Source organism: Kaistella palustris DSM 21579 (genome assembly GCF_000422265.1).
GTDB lineage: Bacteria > Bacteroidota > Bacteroidia > Flavobacteriales > Weeksellaceae > Kaistella > Kaistella palustris.
Map to the genome: position 1 here is coordinate 273,692 of NZ_KE383813.1, position 26,297 is coordinate 299,988.

A 26,297-nucleotide genomic window follows, 5' to 3' on the forward strand; every position below is an offset into this window, starting at 1 on the left:
AACAAAACGTAATGAAGGACCGTTATAAATCAGATTTGTTATATTACTTAAAAAGCAATGAAAAGTATAAAAAACCGCGACTTAAATTTCGGGAAAGGCTTTATTTTCAGCCGGCATATTCCGCAGGAAATTTCGCCCTTCGACCGCGTCTTTGAAATTTTCAAAGAGCTCCTGACGCATACATCCGGCGATATTGAGGAGGCTTTCGACTGGCTGGATACGCTGGACAAGGAATACAATATTTTTACCGATGAATATACACTCGCGGATTTTGAGGAAGATCTGAAAAAGCGTGGTTACATTAAAGAAGAAAAAGATCCAGAAGAAGGCAATACCGGAAATGGCAAAGGAAAGAATATCCTGACAGCAAAACTCGAGTCTGCGTTACGGGAATATGCGCTGGATCAGATTTTCGGCAAACTTAAGAAGAGCGGCATCGGAAATCACAGGACCTCCAAAACAGGTGTGGGCGACGAGCGCGACGGCGATAACCGTTCCTTTCAGTTTGGTGACGACCTGTCTGCGGTAAACATGACCGAAAGTTTAAAAAATGCGCAAATCAACAATGGGATTGGCGACCTGCGTATGACCGAAGACGACTTGATCGTGGAAGAAACCCGCCATAAAGCGCAGATGAGTACCGTGCTGATGATCGACATCAGTCACTCGATGATCCTGTACGGTGAGGACCGCATTACTCCTGCAAAAAAAGTCGCCATGGCGTTGGTGGAACTCATCAAAAGAAAGTATCCGAAAGACTCTATTGATATTATCGTATTTGGTAATGAGGCCTGGCCCATTAAGGTAAAAGACCTGCCCTATTTAAAAGTGGGTCCATACCATACCAATACCGTGGCCGGACTGGAGCTTGCCATGGATATTCTGCGCCGCAAACGGAATACCAACAAACAGATCTTTATGATCACCGACGGAAAACCAAGTTGTGTGCGCTTGCCTTCCGGTGAGTTTTACATGAACAGCAACGGCCTGGATGAGATGATCGTGGGCCAATGTCTTAACAAAGCGGCACAGGCCAGGAAATTAAATATTCCGATCACTACCTTTATGATTGCACAGGATCCGTACCTCCGCCGGTTTGTGGAACTTTTCACCGCGCAGAATCAGGGAAAGGCTTTCCTGACAGGACTCTCAGGTCTGGGACAAATGATTTTTGAAGATTATGAAAAAAACAGGATTAAAAGAATCTGATAACCGGGACTGCTGCCAATTAAACAACAAGCACTGATAATTATTAAAGACTACAAATCATCATAATAAATACATGAAAAAAGATATCACATTCAAAGAATTAAAAGATTCCGGGTACAAAGAAAAAACCATCCGCCAGGAAATTCAGGCGAATCTTATTGCAAAGATCAAAGCCAAAGAACCCGTATTCGAAGGACTTTGGGGCTATGAAGATACGGTAGTGCCCCAGCTCAAAAAAGCACTTCTTGCAGGTCACCACATCAACCTTTTGGGATTGCGCGGCCAGGCCAAAACCAGGATTGCCCGAAGTATGGTAAATCTCCTCGATGAATATATGCCGATTGTAAAAGGTTCGGAGATCAACGACAGTCCTTTCAGTCCCATCTCAAAATATGCCCGCGACCTCTTGGCAGAACAGGGTGACAACACCCCGATCTCGTGGGTGCACCGCTCGCACAGGTTTTTCGAAAAACTCGCCACGCCCGATGTGAATGTGGCAGATCTGATCGGTGATATCGATCCGATTAAAGCGGCTACTTTGAAACTGCCTTATTCCGATGAGCGCGTTTTGCATTACGGTATGATTCCGCGCGCAAACCGGTCGATCTTCGTTTTGAATGAACTGCCGGATCTGCAGGCGAGAATTCAGGTATCGCTTTTTAACATTCTGCAGGAAGGTGATATACAGATACGTGGCTTTCAGCTGAGAATGCCTTTGGATATTCAGTTTGTCTTCACCGCCAACCCCGAAGATTACACCAACCGCGGCAGTATTGTAACACCGTTGAAAGACCGAATCGGATCCCAGATATTTACGCATTACCCCAAAACAATCGAGCTCGCGCGGCACATTACCGAACAGGAAGCGCTGATTTCGCCCGAAGATAAAGCTGCCATAACAATTCCCGAGCTGGCCAAAGATCTGCTGGAGGAAGTCGCTTTCGCTGCACGCGACAGCGAATATGTTGATGCAAAAAGCGGCGTGAGCGCACGGCTGACCATCAGCGCGATGGAAAATCTTGTGGCAGCGGCCAAACTGCGCCTGATAGAATCCGATTCAGCGAACACAACTGTGCGTTTGGTAGATTTTATATCTATCATTCCCTCGATTACCGGAAAAATCGAACTCGTGTACGAAGGCGAGCAGGAAGGTGCTGATGAAGTTGCCAAACTCCTGATCGATAAAGCGGTCATCACTTTATTCGAAAGAATTTTCCCACGCATCACGAAGCTTGAAAAGGAAGGCAGAAAAACACCGTATACTGATCTCACAAGATGGTTTAATGAGAATTCGCTCGAACTTAATTTTACCGATACCGATGAAGAATATTACGCTAATTTGGAAAGCGTAACGCCTTTAAATGAAATTATAGATGAATATGCCGCTAATTACAGCCGCGATGACCAGAATTTCTGCAAAGAGTTGATATTGTGGGCGCTGACCATCAGTAAAAAGTTGGATAAGTCTGAAAATAATACCTACAGTTTTAATTAAAGCAAAGGGCAGCAAAAATCATTTGCTGCTTTTTTATTAATGCCCGCCTGTGAAATAGCGTTTGACTTCTAGTTAAGGAAAAAAGTAGAAAAAAAATTCACGATCCTGTTCATATCCTGGCGCATAGAAAAGGCGAGCAGATATTTTAACTGATGCAGAAGGGGTCCGAAACCATTGGCGAGCTTCAGAAATTCGCGCTCGGGCAGGATACCGTAACATTTTCCCTGGTGCATAATATTGAGAGCGTGGTCACCAAGCGAAACCGTCATGCTGCCAAGTTTTTTGTAAAAGGTATATTCGCTGATGCGCACAAAACCGTCGTCCAGCATTTCGGAAATTAGGGTATCGAAAAGTTTCTGTCCTTCAGGCGATAAATTCATGGCAGGAAAATTACGCTGTAAAATTAGGAAAAAAACAAAAGGAAATTAAACGGTAATTGTTATAATAATATTTTCCACGCCCTCAGTTCTGCCGCAAAGCCGTAAATTAAAGGCTTGCACGCGGGTTTCGCGGTTTCTACGCAGTAAAAATTTAATAAAATTTTAAGATTCCGAAAATAAAATGAACCTGCAAACTAATTTACCTTTGCTTCTTAATTAAATCAAGAATGCCGCAAGATTCCAGACAGGTATTTCAAACGAACAGCGCCAAGCGCTACAGACTCACGCAGTGGAGCATCCGTCTCGTAGCTTCTGTTCTTCTTTTTATTTTAATTGTAGTGGGAATTGCAGTTGCCAGGGGAAAAAATCCTTCGATGCCGCAGATGAATTCGGTTGGCAAACTGTTTCAGTCTAAAATAAATCCCGATAACAAATTCACTTTAACCACGCCGCTGAATAAAAAATTCAAAGGATTCAAAGATTTTCTCCAGAAGAAAATCAGCGCCGAAAAAGCCGGAACAAACATGGTAAATGCCCGCCTGATTCGCGGAGCGTTTTATGTGCCATGGTCACCACTTTCGCTTTACGACCTGCGTACCAACGGCGACAAACTGAACACGATTTATCCGGAATGGTTTTTTATTAATCCAAAGACTTTTCAACTCGATTCCCGCATAGATGCGGAAGCACTGTCAGTCATGAAACACCATAAACTGAGTATTCAGCCGATCCTGAACAATTTCATTTCAGCCAGGGGCAGCCAGGGAAACTTCAGCGGCGAACTGCTGCATACTGTTTTGCACGACAAAAAAATACAGAACAGACTTATTGCACAGATCATCAATACTTTAAAAGCAAATCAGCTCCAGGGAATCAATATCGATTTTGAGGAAATGAATGAGAATTCCGATGAATTTTTAAACGCTTTCATGAAAAATCTTTACACACAGTTCAAAAATAACGGACTGACTGTGTCGATCGACATCATGGCTGATAATTCAGATTACGATCATAATTATTTAAAAAATTACACCGATTATTTCATCGTGATGGCGTACGATGAATTTAATGACAGTTCGCAGGCCGGCCCTGTGAGTGAACAGAAATGGATCGAGAAACAACTGGATCAGATCGCAAAAGACATACCTGCCGAAAAACTGATCCTTGGTTTAGGCGCGTACGGCCGCCAATGGATCACCGATGAAAACGGCACCCGGACCGAAGATCTGACATACAGCCAGGTCATCGACCGCGCAAAAATTTCGAAGTCAACGATCACTTTTGATGAAAATTCTTACAACCTTCATTATGCCTATGATTTTGAAGGAAGTGATGATGAACCTTCCTCAAAAAACAGCGTTTGGTTTACTGATGCCGCGACCGCGTATAATATTTTGAGATTTTCGGATGATTACCGGAATGCGGGAACCGCGCTTTGGCGACTTGGCAGCGAGGATCCGCGGATATGGTCTTTCTATGCGCGCGACCTGAGCACAGAGAGCCTGCAGAAAAATCCTTTCAGTTACACGCTGCTGGAAATGATGCCGCCTAACTTCAATACGAAACCAACCGCCATCGGAAGTGGCGAGATCATCAATATTCTCTACTCGCCGGAACAGGGACGCACCAAAATTCAAACCGATAAAAATGAAAATTTAATTTCCTCGGAAAGCTACGCACAGTTACCTTCGGGTTTTCTATATGAAAAATTTGCGGAAGACAGTTCAAGGATCGGCCCGGGCCATAAAATTATTCTGACTTTTGATGATGGGCCAAGCGCGGAGTTTACACCCAAGATCCTCCGGATACTGGAAAAAGAAAGGGTTCCGGCCACCTTCTTTCTGATCGGTGAAAACGCAGAAGCCAACATTCCGTTGGTTCAGCGAATTAACCGCGACGGTTTCGAAATCGGAAACCATACTTTCACTCACGGAAATTTAGCAAAAATGTCTCCTGAACGCGCGGCTTTGGAACTGAAAACCACACGTTCACTGATCGAGTGCATTACGGGCAAATCAACTGTACTTTTCCGCGCACCCTATAATGCCGATTCTGAGCCACAGACTTATGAAGAACTGGAACCGTTGGTGCAAAGTAAACGCGATAATTATATTGCGATCGGCGAAAGCATAGATCCCAACGACTGGAATCCGAAAATGAATGGTGATTCCATTGTAAACCGAACCATTCGCTTTGCGACTCAAAATAATGCAAGTATCATTCTGCTCCACGATTCCGGTGGTGATACGCGGCAGCCGACTGTGGATGCGCTGCCAAGAATCATTAAATATTTTAAAGACAAAGGCTGTAAATTCACCACTGTTGCAGATTTAATGAAAGTGCCGGAAAGCGAACTCATGCCGCCCGTGCAGAGAAGCTGGAAAAATGATCTGAATTTTTTCTTCGCCTCAGCGAGTTACTGGCTCGGACAGATCATTTATTCGCTTTTTCTGATCGGCATTATTCTGTCGGTGGGAAGAATGATATTTATGGGGATCCTCGCGTGGCTGCAGACAAAAAGAGAAAAAAAACTGCGGGCAGATTCTCACGGTATTCGCCGAAACTTAGAGGTCAGCATCATTGTTCCGGCTTATAATGAAGAAGTAAACGCGGTTAGAACCGTTAATTCATTACTGAACCAGGATTTCGAAAACCTCAATATTGTGTTTGTAGATGACGGCAGTAGCGACCGGACTTTTGAAAATGTAAAAAATGCTTTTTTAAAAAATGAGAAAGTTAAAGTGTTTACCAAAGCAAATGGCGGCAAAGCTTCTGCACTCAATTTCGGAATATCAAAAACCAATGCTGAATTTATCGTGTGTATCGATGCGGATACCCAACTGAAAACCGATGCTGTATCGCAACTGATGAAAACCTTTTATCTGCACGGCCGACCTGCAGAAGTGGGTGCAGTGGCAGGAAATGTAAAAGTGGGCAACGAGATCAATATGATTACAAAATGGCAGAGCATTGAATATATTACCTCCCAGAATTTTGACCGCCGCGCCTTTTCTTTATTAAACTGCATCACCGTGATTCCGGGTGCCTTAGGCGCTTTCCGCCGAAAAGCGGTTTTGGAAGCCGGCGGATTTACGACCGATACTTTGGCGGAAGATTGTGACTTAACCATGCGTTTGCACAAACTGGGTTATATCATCGAACAGTGTAATGAGGCGATTTCGTACACCGAGGCGCCGGAAACCATCGGGCAGTTTTTGAAACAGAGGTTCCGCTGGAGTTTTGGAATCCTGCAAAGTTTCTGGAAACACCGCGATGCTATTTTCAGAAAAAAATACAAAAACTTCGGCAGGATTGCTTTGCCTAATATACTGCTCTATCAGATCTTACTTCCGTTTCTGGCGCCGCTTGCGGACCTGCTGTTGGTGGTAAGTCTTATCCTGTCGGGATTGGGACTGATAGTCGCCGATCCGTACCACATTATCCTGTATTACATTATTTTTTCGTTGGTCGATATTCTGGGTGCGGCAGTAGCCTTTGCATTTGAAAAAGAAAATTTCGGCAAACTCATCTGGATGATTCCGCAGCGCGTGATCTATCGTCAGCTGATGTACTATATACTCTTTAAATCTATCCGGAAAGCCGTTAAAGGAGAAATCCAGAACTGGGGTGTTCTGAAACGTACGGGAAATGTGAAAACTGCGTAACTTAGAGATTTTCAAGTCAAATGGCGGACAATATAATTTTATCTTTTAAAAAAATTCTCACGAAGATCCGCTGGCAGGAACTTCTTGCTATTCTCATTTTATTTCTGGCGTTTGTATTCTTCCGCAGCGAAAGGAAAGAAATGTCCTCGATCCTGCCGCAGCTGCATCATGCAAAACCATTCTGGATCACGGTGGGAATTCTGCTCACACTGCTTTACGTATTTCTGCAGTGCGTGATGTATATTACCGCTTTTCGGGCAGTTGGTGTAAAACTGAAAACTACAGATGCACTGGAACTGTTCCTGAAAAGAAATTTCCTCAGCGTCTTTCTGCCGGCTGGCGGAATAAGTTCGCTGGCATACACGCCGCGGCAGCTCAAGCGCAAGAACTTTGATAAGAACAGCATTCACAGGGCCAGCGCGATTTACGGTTTTACAGGCATTGTGACTGTTTTTCTTGTGGGCATTCCGGTCGTTGGTTATGCCGCTTTTGCCCATAAAAATTTTGGCAATTCCTGGATCTGGCTGGCGGGAACAGGCATCTTTATCGCCGCGGTCTTCGGGCTTGTAAACTCACTAAGGGCAAAAGGTTTTATCTATAGTTTTGCAGAAAAACATTTCCCAAAAAAGATAATTAAAGTTGACGGGTTTTTTGGTGGCGAGATCGATAGGAAATATTTTTACCTCACAATCATTATTTCCACACTTATAGAATTCTGCGGAATTTTTCATTTACTGATCGCAATGCTTGCTTTTGGTGCCGCCGGTTCATTTCCGGCCGCGGCGGTCGGTTATACAATTTCTGTATTGCTCATGCTGGTTTCCCCTTTTTTAAGAGGTTTGGGCGCGGTAGAATTCAGTCTTATTTTCATTCTGGCAAATTTCGGCTTTTCTCACAGTCAGGGGTTAGGAATCACTTTGCTGTACAGGATCTTTGAATTTTGGCTTCCTCTGCTGTTGGGGATTGTGGCATTTGTGTGGAAAGGGCGCAAAATCATCGCACGGATTTTGCCTGCAATTGCGATTTTTGTGTTGGGTTTAATCAACATTATCTCGGTGATCACGCCGCCGCTCGCAGAAAGACTGATCATCAGTAAAACCTATCTCTCGGAAAATATAATGCATCTTTCCAAAATACTCACTTTAATTGCGGGTATTCTGCTTATCGTTTCATCGGCCTACCTTTTGCGCGGCTTAAAAAGGGTGTGGTATTTTGCGCTGATTTTGGCCATTATTTCTTTTTTTGGAAATATCATTAAGGCGCTAGATTATGAAGAGGCTATCGCTGCGCTGGTCATTATTTTCATGCTGGTCATCAGCCGTAAAGAATATGTATTACAGACAAACCGGAAATATTTAAAACGTGGTTTCTCCTGGTTGTTGGGACTTTTATGCGCCGTGGTCATTTTTAATTTCCTCAGTTTTTATTTTATTGATGAGCGGCATTTCGGTATCGATTTTACCTGGAGCGAGTCGCTTTATTACACGCTGCACAGTTTCCTGCTTTTTCAGGACAGCGGCCTGCATCCGAAAACAGGTTTTGCACGTGACTTTGAGTACATCAATTATTTCCTGGGAATTATTTCCTGGCTGCTTCTTATTTTTTCACTTTTTAATGTCCGCAAACTGGTAAGTTCAGAAGAAAATTCCGGTGATTTTGCAGAAGCCCGAAATCTGGTCAGCAACTATGGAACGTCGGCACTGGATTTCTTTAAAACGGCAAAAGATAAACAGTTTTATTTTTCCGATGTCGCCGAAGGTTTTGTGGCTTACCGCATCGCAAATCATTTTGCCTTCGTGCTCGAGGAACCGGTTTGCGCAGAAGAAAACAAAGCAGAAATCATTGAAGAGTTTGAAGATTACTGCCGCAGTCACGGTTTAAAATCGGTGTATTACCGTGTGGATGAAGAAAGTCTGTATCTTTTTAAACCCTTTAAAAAGCAAAAATTATTCATAGGTCAGGAAGCGATTATGAACACAGCAACTTTCAAACTCGAAGGGAAAGAAAGGAAATCGCTGAGAAACGGGCTGAATGCTTTGGCTAAAAAAGGATATGAAGCAGAAATTTTGTACAGTCCGCACACGGCGCCAATCCTCAATGAAATCCAACGTATTTCCGATGAATGGCTAAAGGAATTCAACAAAGAGGAAATGGTATTTTCTCAGGGAATGTTTGACCGCGCAGAGATCGCGAATCAGGACCTGATCGTCATTAAAAATCCTGAAGGAAAGTTTGAAGCTTTTCTTAATATCATTCCGGATTTTGCGCCCGAGGAATGTACTTACGACCTGATCCGCAAAACGGTTAACGCGCCAAACGGAAGCATGGATGCGATGATCGTGAAACTGGTTTCTTATGCGAAATCCAAAAATCTGCAGTACATTAATCTTGGGCTGACTCCTTTGGGCGGCCTGAAACAGCCAGACAACACCGCAGAGGAAATACTGAAATTTGTATACAACCGTATCGGCAGTTTCAGGCATTACCAAAACCTGCGCGATTTTAAGGAAAAATATACTGACCGCTGGGAAAACAAATACCTGGTGTATGGCAGCGATTTCGACTTACTGCAGATTCCGGCTGCCTTAAACAAAATTACAAAACCGACATGAAAAAGTTTGCGCAGTTTCTCGGCGTCAGTTCGCTGCTTATTTTAATTTCCTGCAAAACGTCAGATCCGTTTCCTGTATCGTCGTGGAACGGTAACAGCACGAAGCCGGTCATTTTTTACGTGAGCGGCGACGGTGGTTTCAACACCTTTTCGAAATCACTTTCGCAGGAACTTCACCGGTTCGGTTATGATGTTTTTGCGCTGAACAGTAAGAAATATTTCTGGAAAAAACGTACGCCGGCGGGCGCCTCTGCCGACACCGAAATATTCCTGAAAGAGCTCATCAAAAACCGGAAAAATAAAAAAATAATTCTTATCGGCTATTCTTACGGTGCAGATGTGGTACCTTTTATTTACAACCGTTTTGACCCGGATTTTCAAAAGAACATCAGCAGTCTGATCATTGTAGGACCCTCAAAAGTCAACGATTTTGAAATTCATTTACAGGAATATGTCACCGGAGAAAAGGAATATGGATTCAGCGTAATTTCGGAGATCAACCGCCTGAAAGGTGTTCCGGTAACTGTGGTAGTCAGCGATTTCGAGAAGTTACATTTTCCGATGCAGGAAATTACATTAAAAAAATATAACTTCCTGCACCTCGCGGGAAATCATCAGTATAATGGAAATACAAAGATGCTCGCCGATGCACTGGTGAAATATTTTTGATTAATGATTTCATAATAAATAAAAACGCTGCCGGCAAAAAACCATTAAAAACACAGATCATGAGAAATAAAAAATACGTGCTGGATCTGCTCAAGAATGAAAATGAACAGCTGCACAAACTGCATGCGATCATAGAAAAAGCCATTGAAGAAGAAACGCTAATCACCTCCACAGTTGCCGAAGATGATGAAAGCCGCACGACCGGCGAAATACTATCCGACAGAGTTGCACAGTTTGGTGGCAGCTGGAAATTCATTATTATTTTCGCACTTGGCCTAATGCTTTGGATTGTGTTTAACACTGAGGTCATGCACAACACAAGTTTCGATCCGTATCCCTATATTTTGCTGAACTTGATTCTGTCCTGCATCGCCGCTATTCAGGCACCGATCATCATGATGAGCCAAAACCGAAAGGAAGCTAAAGACCGCAAAAGAGCCGTGAATGATTACATGATCAATTTAAAATCCGAGATCGAGATCCGCAACCTGCACGAGAAAGTAGACCTTTCCATCGTTGACCAGTATAAAAACCTGTGCGACATTCAGCAAAAACAGCTACAACTTCTGGAGGAAATGAACCGCAAATTAAAGGTGATGGGAAAGATCTGAAATTTAAAGTTAGTTGAGACGGAAAATTTTTTTTATTTTTATTTAAAGAATTACCTTCAAAATAAACATCATTTATGGAACAGATTTTCTGGATTTGCGTAAAGATCATGCAGCTTATGAGCAACGCGCTGGGCATTACTTATCAGCAGCTGAATGTGCTGCTCTTTGTTGTTCTGCATCCCGCAATCACAATATATTTATTTTTCCTCTACCGGAAATATAAAAAACGCTGCACGGAATTAGCGGCAAGTTCGGCGGATTAAGAACGTTCCCTATTCCACTGTTTTTTCAGAATCTTCCAGTAAATTTTCCAGTTCCTGCATTTCCTTTTCGGTGAGGTCGCGCCATTTGCCGACCGGCAGATCCAGTTTGATGTTCATGATTCGGATTCGTTTCAGCTTCTTCACTTCATAGCCTAAAAATTCGCACATCCGGCGGATCTGGCGGTTGAGACCCTGTGTTAACACAATTCTAAAACTTAAGGCATCGATCTGTTCCACTTCACATTTTTTGGTTACCGTTCCCAAAATTGGAACTCCACTGCGCATTTCATGAAGAAATTTGGGTGTGATCGGATGGTTTACCCGTACAATATATTCCTTCTCATGATTATTTCGGGCACGCAGGATTTTATTTACAATATCACCGTCGGAAGTCAGCAGGATCAGACCTTCACTGGGTTTATCCAGTCTGCCGATAGGAAAAATCCTTTTCGGGTGGTTAATGAATTCTACGATATTATCGCGCTCGCGTTTCGTATCGGTGGTACAGACTATTCCTACAGGTTTGTTCAGAACAATATACACATGTTTTTCCTCGGTTTTTCTAATGGAATTTCCATCGACGAAAATTTCGTCTTCGTCGGAAACTTTGGTTCCCAGTTCCGGAACCACTCCGTTGATGGTAATCCTGCCCTGCTCCAGAAGCCGGTCAGCTTCTCTGCGCGAGCAGTAACCCACTTCCGAAAGGTATTTATTAATCCGTGTCTTTTCCATATTTGTTATAATTCTTATTGCTGAACAAAGTGATACCGTAAAACGCACCGACAAAAACCACGCCCGTATTTCCCAACTGCTGACCTTCCAGATAAAACCCGGCCTGCTGGCTGAGCCGCTTGCTGAAAGATAATAAAGTTCCTGCTTTCACACCCCAAAAATCTGCATTGTTGACCGCAGAATCATTAAGCTGAAAACCATAAGTCAGATCCACGAAATAGGGATCGTCGTCAAGGTTGAACAGGATTTTGGGCTGAATAACTGCGTAAAAAGTATGGAAATTATCAGCAGTGTATGTATATTTCAAACCACCACCTAAAGCTAAATTTGGAATAAAATTATAACCGGCAACTGCCGAAACGCCGTAAGAGAAATCGTTGGGATAATTATTATTGTAAATATAATTGGGATCGGTTTCTTTGTCGCGGTTACTTTTAATGATATTTGACAAGTTAAAACCTGCACTCACTTCCGGCGAAAAATAAAAACCCATTGCCGGTCTTTTCAGCTTCTGACCAAAAGCCAATATTGACATTAATAAAAACAATAAGGTAATTTTTTTCATATATTTTTTTAAAGGATATCGGAACCAACTGTCTTGTTCTGAACGAAACAAACGATTACTGAAAGTATAGTTACGATTCGCTGTTATTCTGGGAAAGGTCTTTGTTGAAATCGGCGAAACGGTAGTCGTCATTTAAATAATCTGAACTGCCATTTTCTATAGTATATTCACCGATCTTTGTCCGGCGCAGATTGGTAAGATAAGCACCAACACCAAGCTCCTGACCAATGTCGTGGGCTAAACTCCGGATATATGTTCCCTTGGAGCAGCCAACAGTAAAGCCTATGAACGGCAGATCAACTTCTACATCTTTTATATAATTAATGGTGGTCTTCCGGGATTTCATTTCTACGTCTTTGCCGGCGCGCGCAAGGTCGTAAGCGCGGTTTCCGTCGATTTTTATGGCAGAAAAGACCGGTGGTTTCTGGTCGATCTCGCCGAGAAATCTGCTTAATGTCTCCTGAATATTTTCTTCTGTAATAAGCGAAATATCACGGTGAAGGATTTCTGGTTTTTCGGTATCATAGGATTCGGTCTGTACGCCGATCTTTATCTCGGTCAGATATTCTTTGGGCGCATCCTGGATTTCGGGAATTATTTTGGTGAATTTGCCGGTGCAGACTATGAGCAATCCCGTAGCGCGCGGATCGAGTGTTCCGGCGTGTCCGATCTTAAATTTTTTTGGCAGGTTAAATTCCCTCTTCAGTTTGTACTTCAGTTTATTTACTGCCTGAAAGCTCGTCCAGTCCAAAGGTTTGTCGAGAAGGATGATCTGGCCCTGTAAAAAATCTGTATCGGTCATTTTAAAAACAAAATTGGTAAAGATAAAGGCTCTGCAGCCCGACCTGAGTGGAGCTCTCCCGCGCCGCAGGCGGCGCGGGAAGCGGGAACGGAGGGCGGAAAAAGCTGCCATAAAAAAAGCAACATCACTGCTCCGTTTTCTGCCACATTAAATAACTTATTTAAACTGCGTAAAATAGATCAGCAAAATAATTCCCACTATGATCCGGTACCAACCCCAGGGCTTAAAACCGTATTTTGTAAGCACACCGATGAAGAATTTAATCGCCAAAACTGCCACTACAAACGCAATGAGGTTTCCCATAAGAAACAGCATCAGGTTATTGTCCTGCATCAAAAGTTCGTAACCTTTCTGCGAGGCGCCGGCATGATTCCAGTCTTTCAGCACAAGTGAATACACGGTAACCGCAAGCATGGTTGGAACAGCGAGAAAAAATGAAAATTCAGCGGCCGCCTTGCGCGTGAGTTTTTGCTGCATTCCACCGATGATTGAAGCGGCACTGCGGCTTGTTCCCGGCATCATGGCGAGACACTGCCAGAAACCGATGACCAACGCACTTTTGTAAGAAACTTCCTTTTCATCATTAATGACGGGGTTTTTGAAAACTTTATCAATAAATAAAAGCACGATACCGCCGATTATAAGTACGATGGCGATGGGAACGGGATCGCCCAAAACTGCTTCAATCCTGTCATCGAAAAGCTTGCCCAGGACCAAAGCCGGAATTACGGCTATCGCAAGTTTGTAATAAAAACTGAGGTTTTTGAAATCGAAAAACTTTTTCCAGTACAGAAAAACCACGGCGAGAATGGCACCGAACTGAATCGAAACCTGAAACATCTTCACAAACTCATCTTCCTGAATGCCGAAGATGGAACTTGTAAAAATCATGTGCGCTGTGGATGAGACCGGCAAAAACTCGGTTAAACCTTCGATAATGGCGATGATGATCGCTTGAATTAAATCCATTTTGTATGTCTGAGATTAAAAAAAACTTTGGCAAAGTGCGAAACTTTGACAAAGTGGTATGTTGCTGCGTGTTTAATTTTACGCTTTGTTTCTTTTGAGAATAGCAAAAACTTCGACCACAAAACCTGCGATTACAAGCAAAGGTGCAATTCTGATCCTGCGGATAGAGAAAATTCCCCCATTCCACGAATTAGGGTCGAATTTCCCATCAACTGTATTGGCGTCCGGGCCCATCATCAGCAGAAAACCGAGAACGATGAGCACCAGGCCGATCTGCATGAGTCTGTAATTCTGTTTACCAAAGTAGAAACCCGGCTGCGGCGGAGTATCCACCTGTTTCTTACCGATATTATCGGCGGAGAAATTTTTATTCTTTTTGCTCATTTAGCTGTAATATAAATCGTCTACATTAGAACGCAGGAAGCGCCAGGTTGCAAAGATAGTACTGAAAACGGTGATAAAAATCCCCAGCAGGAAAATTCCCACCACGAGCAAGATAAGTTGGTTATCATCCTGCGCAAAGGGCGTTCCGATCTGCGTGATGAAATAATACCAGGCGCCAAAAAGTACCGCAAGTCCCAGGACCGCGCCAATAACACCCAGAATTACCGCTTCTTTGATGAACGGTTTCAGGATAAACCGGCGTTTTGCGCCTACGAGCTGCATGGTTTTTATAATAAATCTTTTGGAGAAAATTTTCAGACGTATGGAATTATTAATGAGGACAATTGCCAAAACCAGGAATAAAAGCGAGAAGCCCAAAATCCATTTCAGAATATTGTTCAGGTTATTATAAACCTCGACCATGAGCGTGCTGTTGTTTTTTACATCTACAATTCCGGGTGTGGATTTAATCTGCTTGATGGCTTCATCGATACGCGCAGGATCTACATATTCGGGTTTCAGGGCCACTTCTACGGAAGAGGGGAAAATATTTTCCTCGAAAAGGGCGCTGGTTTCGATTCCCATACTTTTCTTGGCTTCATCGGCAGCCATTTCGCGGGTGATGTATGTCGCGCGTTTTACGGGTGTGAGTTTCTGGATCTTTTCAAAAGTTTCGCGCTCCATTTTTACGGTTTTCGCCGAATCCTTCACATCGAAGTTTTCATCAAAATAGGCGTTTACTACCAATTGCTCCTTGATATAATCGGAATATTTCTGTGCGTTGATGAGAATCAGCCCCATTAATCCCAATAAAAAAAGTACCAGAGCGATACTGATGATTACGGTAATGTTGCTGGAGCGCAGCCGCCTTTTGTTAAAATCCTCAACTGTCTTTGCCATGAAATAAAAAATTTCTGCTAAAATAGAAAAAATCTTCCGTAATTTGCCGGCAATGCCAATAAATAGGTGTTAAAAAAAATATAAGAAATGTCTTTTCCAAAGGCTTTCTACCCGAAAACAAGATTTGTGAAAACATGAGCGTAAGAGCCAAAAAACATCTGGGCCAACATTTCCTGGCCGACGAAAATATTGCCCAAAAAATTGTAGAATCGCTTAGTTTTTCAAACTATGGAAAAGTCCTGGAAGTGGGTCCCGGAATGGGCGTACTGACTAAATATCTGCTGGAAAAACACGCGGAAATATATGTGGCAGAAGTAGATACAGAGTCGGTCGCCTACCTTAAAAAAAATTACAGCGCACTGCAGGAGGATCGTATTCTGGGTGATTTCCTGAAACTGAATATTTCAGAAGTCTTTCAGGCTCAGATTGCAGTGATCGGCAATTTCCCGTACAATATTTCGTCGCAAATCTTATTTAAAATTATTGATTATTACGAAGATGTACCCGAAATGGTGGGAATGTTCCAGAAAGAAGTTGCAGAACGTACCGCGGCGGTTCCGCGTACAAAAGCGTATGGAATTCTCTCGGTGTTGGTGCAGGCGCTTTACGACGTGGAATACCTGTTTACGGTGCACGAAAACGTGTTCAATCCGCCGCCTAAAGTTAAATCCGGCGTGATCCGGCTGACCAGAAATCCCAATGAAGGTCTGGCGGGAAATGAAGTTTTATTCAAGAAGATCGTGAAAGCAGGCTTTGGTCAAAGGCGGAAAAAACTGTCGAATTCGCTAAAAGTTCTTGAGATTCCGGAAGCGTTGCTCACGCACGAGTTTATGGAAAAGCGTGCTGAGGAATTATCGATTCAGGATTTTATTTCTTTTACAAACGCCTGGAAAAACGCTTAAGACTTCGGTAGATCATTCTCCTGTTTCAGTTCGTGGAGTTGTGCCTGCAGTTTTGCAATTACATCGCGCATGGCGCGGATCTCATTTTTGTTTGAAGACACGTTGCTCTTGAGCATTACATTTCTGGCGCGCTCATTGTGGTCATCATCATCTTCGTCTTCGGCAATGTCTTCAATGTCTTCCTGAATATCATCAATGTCGACGCTGATCTCCTCAATATCCTCGCTGATCTCTTCGATATCGTCCTGGATTTCTTCAATATCCTCGCGGATGTCTTCAATATGCTCATGACTTCTGTTCACTGACATCTGAATAAAAATTGCGAGATATATCGCTTCCAGCGACAAAACGGTGGTGAGGACCAACAGCATTTTATCAACCGCCACAATACCAAACACGGGCAGTAAAAATGCCACAAGAAATACGATTGAATGCACGATGAGCGAGGGAATAGAACCAATCCACCACATCACGCCATCGGTGACTTTCTGTAGAAATTCGGCCTTTTTTTCAGTAAGTTTTTCGCGGCTCATGAAATCTCGATTTTGGCAAATTTAGTTAAAAACTTCCCGTAACGCCCAATCCGAAAAGTGCAAAGTCATATTTTGCGGGATCAGCAGGGTCGAATTTCCGCAAGGCCGAATCCATTTCTACTACGGCTTTCCAGTCGTTTTGTTTTCTTTGGATGAGTTGCAGTTTGCGCGATATGTTGCCGGTATGTACATCCAGCGGAACGGACAGATATTTCGGATCTATATTTTCCCATAAACCAAAATCAACACCTTTTCTGTCCTGCCGAACCATCCAGCGCAGGAACATAATCAGTCTTTTGGCGGAGGAATTCTTATAGGTAGAACTCACATGTTTGCAGCTGCGGTGCGATATATCATTCAGAAATTCTGTTCGGAAGCGCTCCAGTGCATGGTAGAAATTTTCTTCATCTTCCCGAAGCAGGAAAAACTTCTCCAGGCTTTCGCTCTCGCGGTACAATCGCTGCAGGTTTCTTATAAATTCCGCGAAATCCCCGCCGCTGAAAGTTCTGTGGATGGAAATTTTTTCTAAGGGTTTCAGCTCTTTACCGGACACATTACGTATGAAATCAAAAGGTGAATGCTCCATAAAACGCAGCATCTTTTCAGCATCGTTGATGATGGATTTGCGGTTTCCCCAACTGATGGTAGCGGTCAGAAAACCTGCAATCTCGATATCCTGTTTCAGTGTAAAGCGGTGTGGAATCTGAATAGGATCGTTTGCAATAAAGTCCGGTGTGTTATATAATTCTGCTTTTTCGTCAAGGAAAATTTTTAGGTCTGAAAAAGTCATGCAGAAAGTTTAAAATTTAATTGAGAGAAGGTTTGTGTTCATAAAGCGGCTGATGACAAAAATTGTCACCGAGCTGTACTACCCAATTTTTACCGGCTCCAATGCCTTGGGAAGAAATGTGTTCGGGAATACTTCGCGAGCCTCTTCGGTGAAAACGGAGAGATCGCTGTAGCGGTTGGAAAAATGCCCGAGGATAAGTTTTCCGACATTGGCTTTCCTGGCAATCCGGGCCGCTTCGAGCGCTGTTGTGTGGCCGGTGTGATCTGCCATATCCTTCAGGTCATGCAGAAAAGTGGATTCATGATAAAGCACATCAACTTCTCTGATTACGGGAACTACATCTTCCCAGTATCTGGTGTCGCTGCAGAAAGCGTATGAAACCGGTTTTGTAGGTTCCGTGGTGAGGACTTCATTTTTCAGAACATAGCCATCACTGAGGACAAAATCGCGGCCGGCTTTCAAATGATGATAATCGCAGGTTTCAATCTCCGGATATTTTGAAATTTCCTTCATATTCAGGTGGCGCTCCTTCGGCTTTTCGCGGAAGAGATAGCCGTTGCAGTAGATCCGGTGATTTAGGGGAATAGTAAAAACCTCGATACGCTGATCCTCAAATATTTTTTCTGATGAATTGCCGCTGAGCTCATGGTAGATGACCTCGAAACCGCGGTATGTTTCTGTAAGCCGGAAAATAGTTTCCATCATTTCCTTTATTCCCAGCGGTCCGTAAACATGCAGCGGTGTTTCGCGGCCCAGCAGGCGGAAGGAAGCAATAAGTCCCGGTAAACCAAAACAGTGGTCGCCATGCAGATGCGAGATAAAAATGTGACTGATCTTTGAGAAACGCACTTTTGCTTTTCGGAGCTGTACCTGTGTTCCCTCGCCGCAATCGATTAGAAATGCCCGCTCCTCCATATCCAAAAACTGCGCAGTAGGTGCGGTATTCACGGTAGGAATGGCGGAATTGAAGCCGAGGATGGTAAGATAAGTACTCAAAACGGTATGATGTGGTGGATATTTTTCGATCGGGCAAAAAAGCCGCAAGTGAAATTTGGTGAGCTGGGGACAAATTTAAAGAAAATTTAGTGATTCGGGGAAAAAAATACCCTGGGTTTTAGCCCCGACCGAACGGCATGTTTGAGCCCCTTGTTTGGTGCGGCCGCTGGAAGCGGCCGCACCAAACAAGGGCGAGTAGTGAGGGCGGGTACAATCTTCGGAACAATGTGTATCCCGGTGCTCCTAAAAAGAATGAACGCACGGCAAAAAAAATCCCGAAATCTATTCGGGACCTTTTGAGTTTAGTTTTTATCCGGTCTGTTGAGGACCTTAAGGCGCCAAAAAGATACGGCGGAAAGCGTGATAATCGTGGCAATGCCAATATAAACCCAGGCCGGAATCGGTACGGGATCACCTGCTGCATAAGAATGCAGACCGCTCAAATAATAATTTACGCCGAAATAAGTCATCACCATCGAGCAGTATCCGAACAGTACGGCTACGTGGAAAGCCCATCTGCCGCGAAGTCCCGGAACTAGTCTCATGTGCAAAATGAATGCGTAAACCATGATGGAAATGAAAGCCCAGGTTTCTTTGGGATCCCAGCTCCAGTATCTGCCCCAGGATTCATTGGCCCAGATACCGCCAAGGAAATTCCCGACCGTTAACGCGAAAAGTCCCATGGTTAAAGACATTTCGGAAACAATGGTCAGTTCCTTCAGCGTACTGTCGTGGTGGAAATGATAGGATTTTTTGTTGGAGATAATGTAAAACATCAGCGTAATTACAGAGATTACCATCGACAAGCCAAAAAAGCCGTAACTCGAGGTAATGATCGCGACGTGGACAATTAACCAATACGATTTAAGCACCGGAACGAGCGGCGTGATCTGCGGATCCAGCGCGGAGCCACCGTGTGCAAAGCCCATCATAATTACAGCAACCATAAATCCTGCCGCGGGAATCAGTGCGTTTGACACATTGGTGCGTTTGATTTTTACTGAACTGTCTTTCTTTTTGAAACTCGGTTTGCCAAATCCGAAATAGAAGATCAAGCCCGCGGAAATGCCGACCCAAGAAATAAATATAATCGCTTCGTAACCATTGCTCCAGGGAGCGTGTCCGGATAAATACCATCTGGCGATAAGACCCAGGAAGTGCGCGGTATAACCCACGATCCCCAGTGCGATAATTCCCTTGATGATCCTGTTCAGGATTTTGTTGGGTTTAAACAATTCCACAAAACCAAGCAGCAAAAGCAATCCACCAATCAGCGTGTAGAAAATGAGAAGCTTGAAGTTCAGGTTAACTTTATTCATAAAAACTTCGAGCTTCACTTTGGATTCTGAAGGCACTACGTTTTTGCCCCAGGTCTGCTGGTACTGGGAAAGTTTCGCAAGTTCTGCATCGGCTTTTTTCCAGTCGCCATTCTGCTGCGCATCTAAAATACTCGAGAAGTAAGGGCCCATTACTTTTTGAGAAGCTTCATCTGGCTCGAAATTTTGATCTAACCAGGAATGCCACGTGCTGTTGGGATCATTTTTTACAGGAACTATTCTTAAAAACTGACCGCTGAAAAATTCGTTAAAGGCCTGAACACGGTCATTTAAATCGATGACCGCGAGATCATACTTAGACTGATCGGCAGGTTTCTTGGCAAAAGCTGTCCTGAAATCATCTTCCAACACATAATGCAGCTGGCCGGTTGCATCCGCAGGGAAAAGATTCATCAGCGAAGTGTAGCCTTCAGCATTGGCTTTGGTCTTCTTCAGCAATTCATCACCACCACTATTAATTTTGATCATAGGAACCATAGTCCAGGTCGCAGTATCAGTATTGATCGATAAAAACCACTGGTTGACATCCATACTTTTTCCGTCGGAGCCCTTGAATTTATCGCTTTTGTATAATTTCCTCAGAACATCTAAAGCCTGGGTATTAATCGGAACAATACGGCCCTCTCTGTTCTGAACCAGAAGGTAACCGAATTTATCGGCATGTTCTTTTGAGATCTTGTTCCGCGCAATGATCTCATCGGCAGAAATCATTTTTGGTGATCTCAAAGGCAGCGCCCCGGTCTGTTTATCCGAAGCTGCTTCCTGCATTAAAGCCGCATCAGCTCCGGCATGGTCATAGCCGTCGCCGGCGGAATGTTTCTGCTCGCTGCCGTCGGTCCCATGAGTGTCTATGTATTGTGCATTTATACTTAAGCTTAAAAACAGTAAAACGGCCATTGCAGCCCTCTTGCTGTTTACCACTTTTAAATTTTTGTTGAGTTTCCAGAAGTGTGAACCTTTCCAGAAAAATGTAACGAACATTCCTAAAAATAAGAAGGTGTATCCGAAATAGGTAACTATTGTTCCCCAAAAATCGTGGTTTACAGACAGTACAGTTCCCTTTCTGTCGGGATCAAAACTCGCCTGGAAAAAACGGTAGCCGCCATGATTTAAAACGTGGTTCATATAAATTTTGTAGGGCGTCTGCTTTCCGCCATCAATGATCTCAACATGGCTTTCATACGCACTGGGCGACGAACTGCCGGGGTAAGTTTCCATTACGAATTTTTCCAGTTTCAGAGAGAACGGCGTGTTATAGATTTTTGGTCCGAAGCCTAAAATAATATTCAGCCCATCGAGCGTGATTTGCTTGAAGGCGTTGGGATTTCCCTTTTCTACCGGCAAATCCACGAGCAGTTTACTTTTTGGTCCCGTTACTTCAACCGTAAGCTGGTCATTCACGTCTTTATCCTTTTTCCTGTCACCCTCATAAGCGATAAGTTTTCCTTTTTTCAGTCCTTCGGGAACGACCAGTTTAAGATCATTTATGCTGTACAGACTCCGTAATACCAAAGGTTGGTATTCATCTTTCTTGGTTTCACCCGTAGCCTGCGTTGCCATAGTCATAAACGTAGCATCAACAGGAGTTTTTATAAGTAAAGTACCGTTGGTATTATTAAATTCAACCGCACCATCAATGGCTTTGTTAAAGGCGACCAAAGTTCCGTTGACCAGTTTGGACTCACCGGGTTTGATGTATATATTTTCCCGACCGGTCTGGCCCGTAGAGACGAGATGCAGATATTCTGCACCGGAATTATCCGCAACAAGGCTGTCTTTTTTCCGCTGGATATACCGAACCTGTTTTACAGAAATCTGTTTTCCGTGGTAATCATAACCGGCTTTGAAGGTCTTGCCTGCAATCTTGGCAATAAGTTTCTTTTCCCGCGCTTCATCGGGAATCATGGTAAACGGTACATCCTGATAATTGAGCACATCACCTTTTTCTTCGATCTGAATTTTAAAGAAATTTTTATCCGTTACCACTTCGTTTGAGGTATCTCCTTCGCGGATATGCATCATCCCCTCATAGCTGATATACCGCGTGATCGCACCTCCGATAAATATCAGCACGAATGCAAGGTGAAACACCAAGACCGGCCATTTCTCCCGCCGGAAAAGCCGGTAACGTGCAATATTCCCAATAAAGTTGATGATCAGCAACAGCATGATAAGTTCAAACCACTTGGCCTCATAAATAAGGGCTTTGGCAGTTGGGGTTCCGTAATCATTTTCCAGGAAGGTGGCATAAGCCATAGAAAAAGCGAAAAGTAGCAGCAAAACTGCCATGGTTCGCGTAGAAATAAGAATATTCTGAATTTTTTTCATAGGAATCAAAACTTTCATTTAACTGAAATGAGTAAAATTCTGATTTCAGTCTTTTAATTTAGAATAAATTTAAGGGCATGCAAAAATACATACTATAAACTGAAATAGCGAATAAGACAAACGATATTTGTAATAATTATAGCCGCGGTTTAAGGTATAGTGGAAATCTGCAAGGGTATTTGAAGAAAGGTGAATTGGGATTCCCCTCCTTTGGAGGGGTGGCAAAAATTTTAATTTTTGACGGGGTGGTTTCCATAGTTTTCGATAATGAACACTTCTAGATTTTTCATTATCATCACCATATTATTTTTAATGTCAGTCTCAGAAATCCTGAACATTTTTAGGCCGAGCGATTCGAGGTATTGCTCAGCTTTTGTGTCAGGTTTATAAATGTCATTAGAAACCTGAGTGTCGATCTCGACGATAAGTCCAAGAGTTTTTACATAGAAGTCCACGATATAATTGCCAATAATTCTTTGCCGGTCAAAGTCTATCCTGTGAAAGTTGCCCGCCCTGACCTGGTACCAAAATAAAACTTCGGCAAGAATCCCCGCTTTCCGTTTGCCAGGTAATAGCTTTTTCAACTCAGGAGTGTATGGCAGATCTTCAATGAAATTCCTGTAAATTGGTTCGTCGCCGATATATGTTAATATCTGTTTCATCAACCGGGAAATCTGGCACATTAAATTTAAGAAAATAAAAAGCTATTTTACTTTTGGCCTGTAAAACCACCCCGTCAAAAATTTATCCCAAATTTTTGCCACCCCTCCAAAGGAGGGGAATTCCCTACTTCTTCCTATCCATTACACTCTTTCAATCACTATTTCGGGGTTGACCTCTAAAATTTTACGGAAAAAAAGTTCCTCATTTTCAGGTGAAATATAAAGGTCATTTTTATATTTCGTGAAAATAATCAAACCTTTGGTTACCGTTCCGAATTTTTCAAAACCGCTCCACATTGTTTCACCTTTGCGGATCTTTGTAATATGGCGGATGTCTTTCCGCGAAACTTCAAAAATAAGGTGTACGGTTAAAAAGTGATCTCTAATGATAATTTTCAGCCATAGATGACTTGCCAAGGTCAAAAATAAAATGAGGGTGCAAATAATTCCGACAGGCAGAAAAACAAGCGGGTCATTTTTTTGCAGATAGGTATAGAAAGCGATGCTCCAAAGAAAAACTACCACTCCGGCATACAAAAGCAGAAAGGTCTTATCCGGGGGTTTTGATCTGAAAATTGCGTCTGCCATTTCAGTGGTTGGTATTGTTGAGCATGGGTACAAATTTATAGGCACCAAATTCCTCTTTTTCGAATTCTTTTTCAGATTTTTTTGTGAAGCGGGTAAGTATCTGCTCATCGCTTTTCCCTAGGGGAATTACCATCATGCCACCTATTTTCAGTTGATGAAGCAGTTCAGTAGGCAACACTTCTGCACCGCATGTCACCAGGATCTTATCAAAAGGGGCAAAAGTCGGCAATCCCGCAAAACCATCACCAAAACTCTGAAATTTTGGCCGGAGATGAAGTTCGCGAAGTTTCCTTTGCGCGAAATCATGCAGATCCTTTTGTCTTTCTATGGTGTAAACCCAGGCATTCATCGCCACCAGGACGGCGGTTTGGTAACCACTGCCTGTGCCGATTTCCAGCACTTTTTCTTTTTCATTTACCTGCAGAAGCTCTGTCTGCTCTGCCACTGTAGAAGGGTGCGAGATCGTTTGTTTTGCCAAAATGGGAAATGCGCGGTCTTCGTAAGCGTAATCTTCAAAAATACTTTCCAGGAAAAGATGACGCGGCACCTCATTTATGGCCTTAAGCACCATTTCGTCGGTGATGCCTATTTTCCCGCGGAGATATTCGACCAGTATTTTTCTTTTCCCTTTGTGTAAAAACGAATCATGCATGTCACAAAAATAGGGAATAGAGGCGAGAATATACAATGCGGGAATTCTTAATTATTAATTATTAATTGTTGATTTTTAAACGCTGATGTCTAATGTCTCGCGTCTCAAGTCTCGCGTCTCGCGTCTCATGTCTAGTGTCTAACGTCTCGCGTCTCATATCCAGTGACTAGCGTCTAATATCTGCTATCTCATGTCTCCCGTAATTATTATCTTTACAAAAAATAAATTTCTATGCTTAAAGCAGGATTGGTAGGCGCAGGTCATTTGGGGAAAATACATTTAAAACTGCTGCAGCAGTCGGAAAAATACGAGCTTGTGGGTTTCCACGATGCCGATGCGGACAACGGAAAAAAGCTGGAAAAAGAATTCGGCTACAGATATTTCGAAAATTTTAATGATCTTTTAAATGAAATCGAGATGCTGGATATTGTAACACCTACTTTATACCACTACGATTATGCACTCAAAGCTATCGAAAGAAAAATTCATTTTTTCATTGAGAAGCCCATTACACAGACTTTGAAACAAGCTGAAGAAATTCTTTACAAATGCCGGGAATATGGAATTAAAGCACAGGTTGGGCATGTAGAAAGGTATAATCCCGCTTTTATTGGATCAAAGGATTATATCAAAAACCCAATGTTTATCGAGATTCACAGGTTGGCCGAATTCAATCCGCGTGGCACCGATGTTTCTGTGGTTTTGGATTTAATGATTCATGACCTGGATATTTTGTTGTCTTTGGTAAAGTCAAAAGTTAAAGCCATACATGCGAGCGGCGTTTCGATCGTTTCGAAATCGCCCGACATCTGCAACGCAAGGATCGAATTTGAAAATGGCTGCGTAGCGAATCTCACAACTTCAAGAATTTCGATGAAAGCGATGCGCAAATCGCGTTTTTTCCAGAAAGATGCGTATATCTCTGTAGATTTTTTGGAGAAGAAAGCCGAAGTCATCCGCATGCGCGCGGCGCCCGAAAATCCAAGCGATTTTGATATGATCATTGAAAACGCGGAAGGTGAAAAAAACCAGATTATTTTCGAATACCCCAATATTCAGCCAAACAATGCTATACTCGACGAATTAGAAAGTTTTGCCGATGCCATCACTGAAAATAAAAACGTAGAAGTTTCTTTGGAAGACGGAACAGAAGCATTAAAAGTGGCGCTTGAAATCGTGAAACTGATCAGCTGATTCAGAACTTTTCAGATTTGAAAAGTTGAAGTTTATGGTCAAGAAGTTCTAGGAATTTGCTGCAAACTTTGCCAACAGCTCTGATATCTCAGCCGGATTCGACTATTAAGTTCCTCTGGCCTTTAAAAGAGATAATAAACCAACAATTTTGCTCAACTTTTTCACATAATTAAATGAAAAATAAATTAATACTGTTCTTTTTAATGATTTCGGCTGGTGTGTTTGCACAGAAACAGTCATTAAAAATGCAGATCGAAAGCATCATCAAAGCAAAAAATGCCACGGTAGCCGTATCTGTTTTGGATTTTGAAAACAATAAATCTTTAGACATTAACGGAGACAAAAAACTTCCGATGCTGAGTGTTTTTAAATTTCATATTGCACTTGCGGTTTTAAATCTTGTTGACCAAGGCGAATTAAATCTAAACCAAAAAATTTTCATTAAAAAAACTGACCTTCACGAAAACACCTGGAGCCCAATCCGCGAGAAATATCCGGCAGGAAATATCGAAATGTCTTTAAGTGAACTCCTGAAATACAGCGTTGCTCAGAGCGATAACAATGGCACCGACCTTTTGTTGAAACTGATTGGTGGACCAGGAGAAGTGCAGAATTTCATTAATAATACAGGTATTTCAGACTTTCGGATAAAAGCGGATGAAGAGAAAATGCATCAGGGTTACGAATTTATGTACTGGAACTGGACTACCACAAACGCCTCGAACCAACTGCTCAAAAAGTTTTTTGAGGGAAAATTAGTTTCGAAAAAGTCCACGGACTTCCTGATGCAGACCATGCTGGAAACCAGTACTGGCGCAAATAAACTCGTGGCGCTGCTCCCAAAAGGAACTCCGGTTGCCCACAAAACAGGCTCTTCCGGGAAAGATAAAAAAGGTCTGACCATCGCCGAAAACGATATTGGAATTGTAACACTTCCCAGCGGAAAACATTACGCCGTCAGCGCATTCGTTTCTGATTCTATGGAAAGTGATGAAACTAATACGAAAATGATCGCGGAAATTTCGAAGCTCATTTTTGATTATTTTAGCAAAAAATAGCG

24 protein-coding genes are annotated in these 26,297 nt (G+C 42.9%); 10 read left to right on the plus strand and 14 right to left on the minus strand.

Annotated features, from left to right (window positions below; translation table 11 throughout):
- The first annotated feature begins 57 nt into the window (after positions 1 to 57).
- Both H562_RS0113875 and H562_RS0113880 read left to right on the plus strand, forming a co-directional pair.
- Positions 58 to 1,209, plus strand: a complete 1,152-nt coding sequence (locus tag H562_RS0113875) for a vWA domain-containing protein (protein WP_051190521.1) — start codon at positions 58 to 60, stop codon at positions 1,207 to 1,209.
- A gap of 73 nt (positions 1,210 to 1,282) precedes the next feature.
- Positions 1,283 to 2,704: a sigma 54-interacting transcriptional regulator gene (locus H562_RS0113880; RefSeq protein ID WP_027378049.1), complete on the plus strand. Its 1,422-nt coding sequence runs from the start codon at positions 1,283 to 1,285 to the stop codon at positions 2,702 to 2,704.
- A gap of 68 nt (positions 2,705 to 2,772) precedes the next feature.
- Here the strand turns inward: H562_RS0113880 and H562_RS0113885 are convergent, their stop codons facing one another.
- Positions 2,773 to 3,084: a hypothetical protein gene (locus H562_RS0113885; RefSeq protein ID WP_027378050.1), complete on the minus strand. Its 312-nt coding sequence runs from the start codon at positions 3,082 to 3,084 to the stop codon at positions 2,773 to 2,775.
- Positions 3,085 to 3,311: 227 nt separating this feature from the next.
- On the opposite strand from H562_RS0113885, the gene H562_RS0113890 reads away from it, so the two are divergent.
- From H562_RS0113890 to H562_RS15235, 5 genes are all read left to right on the plus strand, one after another.
- Positions 3,312 to 6,749, plus strand: a complete 3,438-nt coding sequence (locus H562_RS0113890) for a polysaccharide deacetylase family protein (protein ID WP_027378051.1) — start codon at positions 3,312 to 3,314, stop codon at positions 6,747 to 6,749.
- Positions 6,750 to 6,769: 20 nt separating this feature from the next.
- A complete protein-coding gene (locus H562_RS0113895; protein WP_027378052.1) occupies positions 6,770 to 9,361 on the plus strand; it encodes a phosphatidylglycerol lysyltransferase domain-containing protein in 2,592 nt (863 codons plus the stop codon).
- Complete coding sequence (locus tag H562_RS0113900) at positions 9,358 to 10,029, plus strand: AcvB/VirJ family lysyl-phosphatidylglycerol hydrolase (protein ID WP_027378053.1); 672 nt, start codon at positions 9,358 to 9,360, stop codon at positions 10,027 to 10,029. Before H562_RS0113895 ends, H562_RS0113900 begins: the two co-directional genes overlap by 4 nt.
- Positions 10,030 to 10,088: 59 nt before the next feature.
- Positions 10,089 to 10,640, plus strand: coding sequence for a DUF1003 domain-containing protein (locus H562_RS15230; RefSeq protein ID WP_034691244.1), 552 nt, complete (start codon positions 10,089 to 10,091; stop codon positions 10,638 to 10,640).
- A gap of 74 nt (positions 10,641 to 10,714) precedes the next feature.
- A complete protein-coding gene (locus H562_RS15235; RefSeq protein ID WP_034691217.1) occupies positions 10,715 to 10,903 on the plus strand; it encodes a hypothetical protein in 189 nt (62 codons plus the stop codon).
- A 9-nt stretch (positions 10,904 to 10,912) separates the two neighbouring features.
- Here the strand turns inward: H562_RS15235 and rluF are convergent, their stop codons facing one another.
- From rluF to H562_RS0113940, 6 genes are all read right to left on the minus strand, one after another.
- Positions 10,913 to 11,635: a 23S rRNA pseudouridine(2604) synthase RluF gene (gene rluF / locus H562_RS0113915; protein WP_027378054.1), complete on the minus strand. Its 723-nt coding sequence runs from the start codon at positions 11,633 to 11,635 to the stop codon at positions 10,913 to 10,915.
- A complete protein-coding gene (locus H562_RS0113920) occupies positions 11,616 to 12,200 on the minus strand; it encodes a hypothetical protein (protein WP_156832015.1) in 585 nt (194 codons plus the stop codon). The genes rluF and H562_RS0113920 overlap by 20 nt, the downstream gene beginning before the upstream one ends.
- 70 nt (positions 12,201 to 12,270) lie before the next feature.
- On the minus strand, positions 12,271 to 13,002 hold the full coding sequence (gene truB / locus H562_RS0113925; protein ID WP_027378056.1) for a tRNA pseudouridine(55) synthase TruB: 732 nt from the start codon (positions 13,000 to 13,002) through the stop codon (positions 12,271 to 12,273).
- 156 nt (positions 13,003 to 13,158) lie between these two features.
- A complete protein-coding gene (locus tag H562_RS0113930; RefSeq protein WP_027378057.1) occupies positions 13,159 to 13,971 on the minus strand; it encodes an undecaprenyl-diphosphate phosphatase in 813 nt (270 codons plus the stop codon).
- A gap of 78 nt (positions 13,972 to 14,049) precedes the next feature.
- Positions 14,050 to 14,355 (minus strand): DUF3098 domain-containing protein, encoded by a 306-nt coding sequence (locus H562_RS0113935; RefSeq protein ID WP_027378058.1) that lies wholly within the window; start codon positions 14,353 to 14,355, stop codon positions 14,050 to 14,052.
- Entirely contained in the window at positions 14,356 to 15,255 is a 900-nt protein-coding gene (locus H562_RS0113940; protein WP_027378059.1) for a cell division protein FtsX, read from the minus strand.
- 134 nt (positions 15,256 to 15,389) lie between these two features.
- Here H562_RS0113940 and rsmA point away from each other — a divergent pair, with 134 nt between their 5' ends.
- Positions 15,390 to 16,157: a 16S rRNA (adenine(1518)-N(6)/adenine(1519)-N(6))-dimethyltransferase RsmA gene (rsmA, locus tag H562_RS0113945; RefSeq protein ID WP_027378060.1), complete on the plus strand. Its 768-nt coding sequence runs from the start codon at positions 15,390 to 15,392 to the stop codon at positions 16,155 to 16,157.
- Here the strand turns inward: rsmA and H562_RS0113950 are convergent.
- The 7 genes from H562_RS0113950 to H562_RS0113980 form a co-directional block, all read right to left on the minus strand.
- Complete coding sequence (locus H562_RS0113950) at positions 16,154 to 16,690, minus strand: DUF1003 domain-containing protein (protein ID WP_027378061.1); 537 nt, start codon at positions 16,688 to 16,690, stop codon at positions 16,154 to 16,156. The genes rsmA and H562_RS0113950 overlap by 4 nt on opposite strands.
- Positions 16,691 to 16,715: 25 nt before the next feature.
- On the minus strand, positions 16,716 to 17,480 hold the full coding sequence (locus tag H562_RS0113955) for a TIGR02757 family protein (protein WP_027378062.1): 765 nt from the start codon (positions 17,478 to 17,480) through the stop codon (positions 16,716 to 16,718).
- 78 nt (positions 17,481 to 17,558) lie between these two features.
- Complete coding sequence (locus H562_RS0113960; protein ID WP_027378063.1) at positions 17,559 to 18,476, minus strand: ribonuclease Z; 918 nt, start codon at positions 18,474 to 18,476, stop codon at positions 17,559 to 17,561.
- A 302-nt stretch (positions 18,477 to 18,778) separates the two neighbouring features.
- Positions 18,779 to 22,141, minus strand: coding sequence for a cytochrome c biogenesis protein CcsA (gene ccsA, locus H562_RS0113965; protein ID WP_027378064.1), 3,363 nt, complete (start codon positions 22,139 to 22,141; stop codon positions 18,779 to 18,781).
- A gap of 230 nt (positions 22,142 to 22,371) precedes the next feature.
- Positions 22,372 to 22,803 (minus strand): DUF559 domain-containing protein, encoded by a 432-nt coding sequence (locus H562_RS15240; protein ID WP_051190522.1) that lies wholly within the window; start codon positions 22,801 to 22,803, stop codon positions 22,372 to 22,374.
- A gap of 141 nt (positions 22,804 to 22,944) precedes the next feature.
- Positions 22,945 to 23,391 carry a PH domain-containing protein gene (locus H562_RS15450; RefSeq protein ID WP_051190523.1) on the minus strand — a complete coding sequence of 149 codons (447 nt, stop codon included), beginning with the start codon at positions 23,389 to 23,391 and terminating at the stop codon, positions 22,945 to 22,947.
- A 1-nt stretch (position 23,392) separates the two neighbouring features.
- Positions 23,393 to 24,043, minus strand: a complete 651-nt coding sequence (locus tag H562_RS0113980) for a protein-L-isoaspartate(D-aspartate) O-methyltransferase (RefSeq protein ID WP_027378065.1) — start codon at positions 24,041 to 24,043, stop codon at positions 23,393 to 23,395.
- 231 nt (positions 24,044 to 24,274) lie between these two features.
- Here H562_RS0113980 and H562_RS0113985 point away from each other — a divergent pair, with 231 nt between their 5' ends.
- A complete protein-coding gene (locus H562_RS0113985) occupies positions 24,275 to 25,237 on the plus strand; it encodes a Gfo/Idh/MocA family protein (RefSeq protein WP_027378066.1) in 963 nt (320 codons plus the stop codon).
- 173 nt (positions 25,238 to 25,410) lie between these two features.
- Positions 25,411 to 26,295 carry a class A beta-lactamase, subclass A2 gene (bla, locus tag H562_RS0113990; protein ID WP_027378067.1) on the plus strand — a complete coding sequence of 295 codons (885 nt, stop codon included), beginning with the start codon at positions 25,411 to 25,413 and terminating at the stop codon, positions 26,293 to 26,295.
- Positions 26,296 to 26,297 lie beyond the last annotated feature (2 nt).

Coding starts and splice junctions, on each gene's coding strand:
- H562_RS0113875 (WP_051190521.1), top strand. CDS start 58: ATGAAAAGTATAAAAAACCGCGACTTAAATTTCGGGAAAGGCTTTATT.
- H562_RS0113880 (WP_027378049.1), top strand. CDS start 1,283: ATGAAAAAAGATATCACATTCAAAGAATTAAAAGATTCCGGGTACAAA.
- H562_RS0113885 (WP_027378050.1), bottom strand. CDS start 3,084: ATGAATTTATCGCCTGAAGGACAGAAACTTTTCGATACCCTAATTTCC.
- H562_RS0113890 (WP_027378051.1), top strand. CDS start 3,312: ATGCCGCAAGATTCCAGACAGGTATTTCAAACGAACAGCGCCAAGCGC.
- H562_RS0113895 (WP_027378052.1), top strand. CDS start 6,770: ATGGCGGACAATATAATTTTATCTTTTAAAAAAATTCTCACGAAGATC.
- H562_RS0113900 (WP_027378053.1), top strand. CDS start 9,358: ATGAAAAAGTTTGCGCAGTTTCTCGGCGTCAGTTCGCTGCTTATTTTA.
- H562_RS15230 (WP_034691244.1), top strand. CDS start 10,089: ATGAGAAATAAAAAATACGTGCTGGATCTGCTCAAGAATGAAAATGAA.
- H562_RS15235 (WP_034691217.1), top strand. CDS start 10,715: ATGGAACAGATTTTCTGGATTTGCGTAAAGATCATGCAGCTTATGAGC.
- rluF (WP_027378054.1), bottom strand. CDS start 11,635: ATGGAAAAGACACGGATTAATAAATACCTTTCGGAAGTGGGTTACTGC.
- H562_RS0113920 (WP_156832015.1), bottom strand. CDS start 12,200: ATGAAAAAAATTACCTTATTGTTTTTATTAATGTCAATATTGGCTTTT.
- truB (WP_027378056.1), bottom strand. CDS start 13,002: ATGACCGATACAGATTTTTTACAGGGCCAGATCATCCTTCTCGACAAA.
- H562_RS0113930 (WP_027378057.1), bottom strand. CDS start 13,971: ATGGATTTAATTCAAGCGATCATCATCGCCATTATCGAAGGTTTAACC.
- H562_RS0113935 (WP_027378058.1), bottom strand. CDS start 14,355: ATGAGCAAAAAGAATAAAAATTTCTCCGCCGATAATATCGGTAAGAAA.
- H562_RS0113940 (WP_027378059.1), bottom strand. CDS start 15,255: ATGGCAAAGACAGTTGAGGATTTTAACAAAAGGCGGCTGCGCTCCAGC.
- rsmA (WP_027378060.1), top strand. CDS start 15,390: ATGAGCGTAAGAGCCAAAAAACATCTGGGCCAACATTTCCTGGCCGAC.
- H562_RS0113950 (WP_027378061.1), bottom strand. CDS start 16,690: ATGAGCCGCGAAAAACTTACTGAAAAAAAGGCCGAATTTCTACAGAAA.
- H562_RS0113955 (WP_027378062.1), bottom strand. CDS start 17,480: ATGACTTTTTCAGACCTAAAAATTTTCCTTGACGAAAAAGCAGAATTA.
- ccsA (WP_027378064.1), bottom strand. CDS start 22,141: ATGAAAAAAATTCAGAATATTCTTATTTCTACGCGAACCATGGCAGTT.
- H562_RS15240 (WP_051190522.1), bottom strand. CDS start 22,803: ATGAAACAGATATTAACATATATCGGCGACGAACCAATTTACAGGAAT.
- H562_RS15450 (WP_051190523.1), bottom strand. CDS start 23,391: ATGGCAGACGCAATTTTCAGATCAAAACCCCCGGATAAGACCTTTCTG.
- H562_RS0113980 (WP_027378065.1), bottom strand. CDS start 24,043: ATGCATGATTCGTTTTTACACAAAGGGAAAAGAAAAATACTGGTCGAA.
- H562_RS0113985 (WP_027378066.1), top strand. CDS start 24,275: ATGCTTAAAGCAGGATTGGTAGGCGCAGGTCATTTGGGGAAAATACAT.
- bla (WP_027378067.1), top strand. CDS start 25,411: ATGAAAAATAAATTAATACTGTTCTTTTTAATGATTTCGGCTGGTGTG.